7 protein-coding genes and 1 pseudogene are annotated in these 6175 nt (G+C 56.3%); 3 read left to right on the top strand and 5 right to left on the bottom strand.

Annotated elements, in window-relative coordinates; genetic code table 11:
• Nucleotides 1-61 (bottom strand): annotated as a pseudogene (locus NW840_RS04410) (IS607 family transposase); the annotation flags it as partial.
• Nucleotides 62-273: 212 nt separating this feature from the next.
• Here NW840_RS04410 and NW840_RS04405 point away from each other — a divergent pair.
• Nucleotides 274-1329 (top strand): TauD/TfdA family dioxygenase, encoded by a 1056-nt coding sequence (locus NW840_RS04405; protein ID WP_414342621.1) that lies wholly within the window; start codon nt 274-276, stop codon nt 1327-1329.
• Nucleotides 1330-1529: 200 nt separating this feature from the next.
• Complete coding sequence (locus NW840_RS04400; protein ID WP_414342619.1) at nt 1530-1712, top strand: hypothetical protein; 183 nt, start codon at nt 1530-1532, stop codon at nt 1710-1712.
• Between the two features lie 89 nt (nt 1713-1801).
• Here the strand turns inward: NW840_RS04400 and NW840_RS04395 are convergent, their stop codons facing one another.
• From NW840_RS04395 to crtE, 4 genes are all read right to left on the bottom strand, one after another.
• Nucleotides 1802-2644 (bottom strand): SirB1 family protein, encoded by an 843-nt coding sequence (locus tag NW840_RS04395; RefSeq protein WP_414342618.1) that lies wholly within the window; start codon nt 2642-2644, stop codon nt 1802-1804.
• Nucleotides 2645-2686: 42 nt separating this feature from the next.
• Complete coding sequence (locus tag NW840_RS04390; RefSeq protein WP_011433452.1) at nt 2687-3334, bottom strand: hypothetical protein; 648 nt, start codon at nt 3332-3334, stop codon at nt 2687-2689.
• Between the two features lie 13 nt (nt 3335-3347).
• Nucleotides 3348-3809 carry a divergent PAP2 family protein gene (locus NW840_RS04385; protein ID WP_414342616.1) on the bottom strand — a complete coding sequence of 154 codons (462 nt, stop codon included), beginning with the start codon at nt 3807-3809 and terminating at the stop codon, nt 3348-3350.
• Nucleotides 3810-3880: 71 nt separating this feature from the next.
• Complete coding sequence (gene crtE / locus NW840_RS04380) at nt 3881-4774, bottom strand: geranylgeranyl diphosphate synthase CrtE (RefSeq protein ID WP_414342614.1); 894 nt, start codon at nt 4772-4774, stop codon at nt 3881-3883.
• Nucleotides 4775-5025: 251 nt separating this feature from the next.
• Here crtE and hemE point away from each other — a divergent pair, with 251 nt between their 5' ends.
• On the top strand, nt 5026-6126 hold the full coding sequence (hemE, locus tag NW840_RS04375; protein ID WP_414342613.1) for a uroporphyrinogen decarboxylase: 1101 nt from the start codon (nt 5026-5028) through the stop codon (nt 6124-6126).
• The last annotated feature ends 49 nt before the right edge of the window (nt 6127-6175 follow it).

Here is a 6175-nt window from a genome sequence, read left to right as displayed (position 1 = left end):
AAGTGTGGAGACACACCCCAAAATAATCCGCCGCCTCTCTCGGTTTCACATACCTAGCCATACCAAGCAGTCATGCTGAACATGCTATACATTATTTCCAGTATAGTCCAGCGTATCATTGACTAGAGCCTTGCTCTGCCCCGCCTCAGACTGAGGTTCTAGCACCGAAGGGTAGTGCGCTACACTCGCCGAGATTGGGTTTTGAGTGTAGGATCCCTGCCCAAAAGTTGCTGTGGCTGCTATGACTAGGGCAGTGGGTGGTGAGGGATCGTGATGAAGACTTCACAGCTTGCAAAAGGATGCCTGCTGATCGATTGTCGGGGCTTTGATGAAAAGACGATAAACCTGTTTTTTGCACCTGGGCCCGATCCCTATCGGGAAACAGAAGAATTTCTCCTGGACTGCGAGATGCGGGCAGATGAGCTGCCCCGACATTTGCGGCGGGCCTTGCTGGAGTTTCAGTTGTATTCCAATTCGGAAGGGATCCTGCTGCTGCGGGGCTTGCCCGTGGATCCCGGACTAGACCATACCCGCACACCGGCTCTGGCGCAGCGCTCCGAGGAGAAAACCACTTTTGTCAGCGAACGCTGCTTGGCAATGATCGGCAGCCGCTTGGGGCATTTGGTCTCCTACATTCAAGAAAAGAACGGGGATTTGTTTCAAAACTTGGTGCCTACTCCCGGCAGCGAAGAAGTGCAATCTTCTGAGGGATCCCGCACTCGGCTACAGTTTCACCGCGAGACGGTTTTTCATCCCCACTCACCGGAGTTTTTGCTGCTGTTTTGCCTGCGCCCCGACCATGATCGTGTGGCGGAAACCACCTACGCCAGCATCCGTCATGTCCTGCCTCTGCTAGGAGAGCGCGATCGAGAGCTGCTGTTTGAACCCCTGTATCGCACCGGCATCGACTACTCCTTCGGCAACCGGCAAGCCCTGATCAATGGACCCATTTTGCCGGTGCTGTATGGCCGTCGAGAGGATCCCTTCTGGAACTACGACGAAGACCTGATGGTGGGGCTCACCCCCGAAGCCAGTCTGGCTCTAGAAGCCCTGAGGAAGGGAATCCACGCTGTCTACCGAGGCATCAAGCTGGAAACAGGGGATCTGCTCTGTATTGACAATCGCCGCACCGTTCACGGACGGACTGCCTTCTCTCCCCGCTACGATGGCTTCGACCGCTGGATCCAGCGCTCATTTGTGGTGCGGGATCTCGGCCTTTCGGCAGGGGATCGCCATCCCGGTGAGCGCATCATTCGCACCGCCTTCGCAACAGATGATGAGGCCCAAGCTGCCCTCAATGGGGAGCAGGTCTGTCTCAGAAGATCCTGAGAAGTTCGCAGACTTCAGCGCCATCCATAGCTCAAGTCCGTAAAAGTACTATTGGCGATTTCCCCGAAAGGGTTTGGATGAGTCGCCCCAGATTCTGATGTCAAAATACGTGATCCTCACGATGGCTATCGCAGAGCGTTTCCAGCATTCTAGGCTTATGAGCCAAAGCCATCAATTCTTCTCACGATTGCGAGGTTAAGATGAGCATTCGCCAGATCATCGATGAGGTTTTACAATCTTCGGTTTTAACTCTGCAGCAGGAGTCCAGCATTAACCAAATCCTCTGGGAAAAAAACTATGATCTATCTGATCTAGAGGCTTTAGATAAGCTGGTGGAAGCCATTTTGCGCCAAGAGGTAAGGGCTGCTTCCGATCCCTGCTAGAAACCTAGCCTTGCTTGCAAACGACGGCAGATCTTGCTCAAAACTTACACACTTACACAACGCACAACTGAGAGCAATTGTGCATGCTCCTAGCATGAGTCGGGATGAGATTCCAATCTCTCGACAATTTCCCGGATTAAATGCTCATCAGAGCGATTGATCTCGGGGTGGAAAGGCGCCTGTTTTAAGTAGCGCTTGAGATCCTGGTAGGCTTGCTGCCAACGGCCCAACTGATAATACAACAGCCCGCGATCCCTTAGGTGGGGCAAGGATTCAGGGATCAACAACAAGATCCGTTCCGCTGCTGCCAAAGCGGGTTCCAGTTCGGCGCGGCTCAGATAAATTTGCTTGAGGTTGTTGAGCAAGCGTACCAAGATCAGGCGGGGAGGGGTGGGGCGTAGGTGGTGTTCTTGGAAAGGGATCCCAGGCCCGTAGATTTGCGACAAAAGCTCTTGACAATCTTCTGGAAATAAAATCTCCCCCTGCTGAAAGGGATCCACAAAAATCTCGGCGCCTGCAAACAGGGGCCGGATTAAAAAGTGGCCGGGCATGCCCACTCCTGCCATGGGAAAATCGATCCGCCGCGCCAGCTCTAGATAGATCAGCGACAGCGTAATCGGGATCCCGGTGCGCCGATCGATCACTTCGTTCAAAAAGCTGTTGCGTGGGTCGTAATAATCTTCGCGATTGCCACGAAAGCCCAGATCCTCAAAGAGATAGTGATTCAAGATCTTGATGACCCGCAGGGGATAACGCTCCGGGGGAAGGCGCTCTTGCACCTCTGCGGCCATCTCATCCAGAGCGGCCACATACTCTTCCACCTCCAGATCGGGATAGGCTTCTTGGGCAATCCAGAGGGCCGCCCGACCCAGATCGATGGGCTCCGATTGGATTTCAAGGGCAAAGCGTTGACGGGCAGCAGGAATGCTCATGAAATGTTAAATAAATATTGAGGTTCTTTGCAAGGATCTCGGTTAGAACAGCAGCGTGCAAAAGCTGGTCAACAGCAAGGTCACCGCCGTCAGGAGCAGGCTAAAGCTCCAAAGCCGCAAAGCGGCAAGCAGCAGGATCCCGATCACCCAAATCAGCAGAGCATTCCAATAGGGTCGGTTGGGGGCTTTGGACACATTAATTTTCTGGAAGAAGGGCAGCAGGATGAACGATACATCCAACAACAGGCGCGGCAGCCGCAAATTGTCCGGCAGCGGCAGATCTCGCACCGCCAAATAAAGCAGCCCCCAGCTCAACAAAAGCGGGATTAGGAGCAGATAGTTGGATTCGGCCAGCAGGGGTCGATCCACCACCAGCGGAAACAGAGGGCTGATCCCCCAGAGCAGATAGAGGTAAAAGTTGAAGTTCAGCAGCGGCTGTAGCAGAGGGGGCACCTTGAGGCGTTGACCTTGGGATCCGATCCCGTTTACCTGAGCTGCAATTTTCTGGCCCAGGGATCCACCTTTTTGAGGGGCTTGCGCTGCCGGGGCCGCCCGCCAACCGCAGTGGTCGCAGTAGGGAGACTTGAACCGGTAGGCTGGGATCGGCTTGCCACAGGAAGGGCAACGTTGGATCGGACGAGGTTGAGAACTGGAAGCCATGACCACCCCGCGGTACTTCTGCCTTAGCATGCCCCAATGGCTCTCAGTTTACTCCCAGGGCAAACGACAATGTAATACAGGCTGCCCCCAAAGCCGCGCCGGCCATGACCTGAACGGGAGTGTGCCCCAGCAATTCTTTCAGGTAGGGTTCTGGAAAACGGTCGGCGCCCTTTTCTTCAAACCATTCTTCCAGGAGGCGATTCAGCACCCGCGCCTGTTTTCCAGCGGCTTGGCGGATCCCCGCGGCATCGTACATCACCACCAATGCGAAAACCACCGTCGCGGCAAACAGCAAGCTGTCCCAGCCTTCCTGCAGCCCCACCCCAACGGACAAAGCCGTCACCAACGCTGCGTGGGAGCTGGGCATTCCCCCGGTTTCCACCAAGACTCGCAGGTTAACCTTGCCTGACCGCACATAGGAAAGGATCAGCTTGATGGCTTGGGCCAACACACTGGCCAGCAAAGCAACCCAGAGGACATGATTGGCCATCAACTGTTGCAGCATACAGCTCTCCAGCACACGAATGCGAGCAGGGTCTCCAGGGATCCCATCTGATCTTGTCCCCTTGTCCTGCCCTAATGCTGACGGCGAGTGATGAAGTCCGCCAGAGCCAGCAGCGGTTCTGCCCGCGGTCCGTAGGGGCGCAACGTTTCCTTGGCCGATTGAATCAGCTCCTCGGCTTTTTGCCGGGAAGCCTCTAGGCCCAACAAGCTGGGATAGGTGGCTTTGGCAGCAGCTTGATCCTTGCCTGCCGTTTTGCCCAGTTGCTCGCTGGTGGCGGTGATGTCCAAAATGTCGTCCACAATCTGAAAGGCCAAGCCAATATCGCGGGCGTAGCGGCTCAGGCGGTCCAGCAGCTCCTCATCTCCCCCCGCCAGGATCCCTCCCGAAACCACTGAGACCTCCAGCAGAGCGCCGGTCTTGTGGCTGTGAATGTACTCCAAAGTTTCCAGGGAAATGGCTTTGCCCTCCGACTCCAGATCCACCACCTGTCCCCCCACCAAACCGGTTGCCGCCACAGCATGGCCAATGCGGGCAATCACCTGCAACACCAACTGCGGCGGTACCCCCTGAGTTTGGCTGGCAATGTGCTCAAAGGCAAAGGCCAGCAGGGCATCTCCTGCCAAGATGGCAATGTCTTCGCCGAACACCTTGTGGTTGGTGGGTTTGCCGCGGCGAAAGTCGTCATTGTCCATGGCCGGCAGATCGTCATGGATCAGCGACATGGTGTGGATCATTTCCAGGGCACAGGCGGTAGGCAGAGCCTGCTCCACAGTGCCGCCGGCCAACTCGCAAGCAGCCAGACAGAGGATGGGCCTGAGGCGCTTCCCCCCTGCCAATAGGCTGTAGCGCATCGCCTCGTAAATGCGCTCCGGATAGGCGGGAACCAAAGCTGCAGAGAGAGCTTCTTCCACCTGTTGCTGACGCTGGCTCAGGTAGGCTTTCAGGTTAAAGGTTTGGGCAACCAAGCGGGGTTTCCTCTCAACTCGGCAATGGGGGGATCCTTGTCGAGCCGTTCTTCAACAGACTTGTCAGGTGTCATTATCTCATGTCCACTTTAATTGGGGAATTGGGGATCCCAGCCCAGAGGCCAAAAGGGTAAGAAGTAACAGCAAGTTGCAGCCGATGAAGAAACTGCAGGGATCCTGAGCCGCCAACTTGCGGTTGCTGTCGCCACAATGTCAGGATTCATAAGGATCTTTAGCCGGATTGCCCTCCTATGTCCCACTCGCCTGTTCAGCTCAGCGCCACCTCCTCCACCGCCAGCGGTGCGGAGCACTTGGGTGACCGTTTGCTGCGGGCGGCCCGAGGGGAAGTGCTGGATCGCCCTCCAGTTTGGATGATGCGCCAGGCGGGTCGCTACATGGCGGCCTACCGCGAGCTGCAAAGCAAGTACACCTTTAAGCAGCGTTGCGAGATCCCGGAGCTGGCCATCGAGATCTCGTTGCAACCGTTTCGGGCCTTTGCCCCTGATGGGGTGATCCTGTTCAGCGATATCCTCACCCCCCTTGAGGGCATGGGCATCCCCTTTGAGCTGGTGGAGCATCAGGGGCCGATCATCGACCCGCCGATTCGTTCGCAAGCCCAAATTGAGCGCATCCGCCTCCTGGAACCGGAAGAAAGTCTGCCCTTTATCAAGACCATTCTCAGCACCCTGCGCCGCGAGGTGGAAGGGAAAGCAACGCTGCTGGGGTTTGTCGGCTCCCCCTGGACTCTGGCCTGCTATGCTGTGGAAGGGCGCAGCTCCAAAGATTATGCCCACATCAAAAGCTTGGCCTTCGCGCAGCCGCCATTGCTGCATCAGTTGCTGAGTAAGCTGGCCGACAGCATTGCCCGCTACGTGATCTACCAGATCGAGGGCGGCGCCCAGGTGGTGCAGTTGTTCGATACTTGGGCCGGACAGCTCAGCCCAGTCGATTACGAGTGTTGGGCCTTGCCCTACCAAAAGCAAATTGTGGATCAGGTGAAAGCTCGCTATCCGCAGGTGCCACTGATCCTCTACATCAACGGCAGCGCCGCTTTGCTGGAGCGGGTGGGCAAAGCCGGCATCGACGTGTTCAGCCTCGATTGGATGAGCGACATGGCAGAGGCCAGGGCTCGCCTGGGATCCCTAGCGGTGCAGGGCAATCTGGATCCAATGGTGTTGCTGGGATCCCCGGAGTTCATCCGGCAGCGCACCCTAGAGGTGATTCGAAAAGCCGGATCCCGTGGGCATATCATGAACCTGGGCCACGGCATTCACCCAAGCACTCCAGAGGCCAATGTCCATCACTTTTTCGAGACGGTGCGCCAGTCGGCAGAGCTGATACATTTACGCTGAACACTGCTGAACATCACTGTTCAACTATGCAGCGATAGCATTCTGTTTG

It is taken from the genome of Synechococcus sp. R5-13 (genome assembly GCF_047462015.1).
In the GTDB taxonomy this organism is placed as follows: Bacteria; Cyanobacteriota; Cyanobacteriia; order Thermostichales; family Thermostichaceae; genus Thermostichus.
The sequence above is the reverse complement of the archived record's forward strand: the minus strand, read 5'-3'. Positions and strand labels throughout refer to the sequence as shown.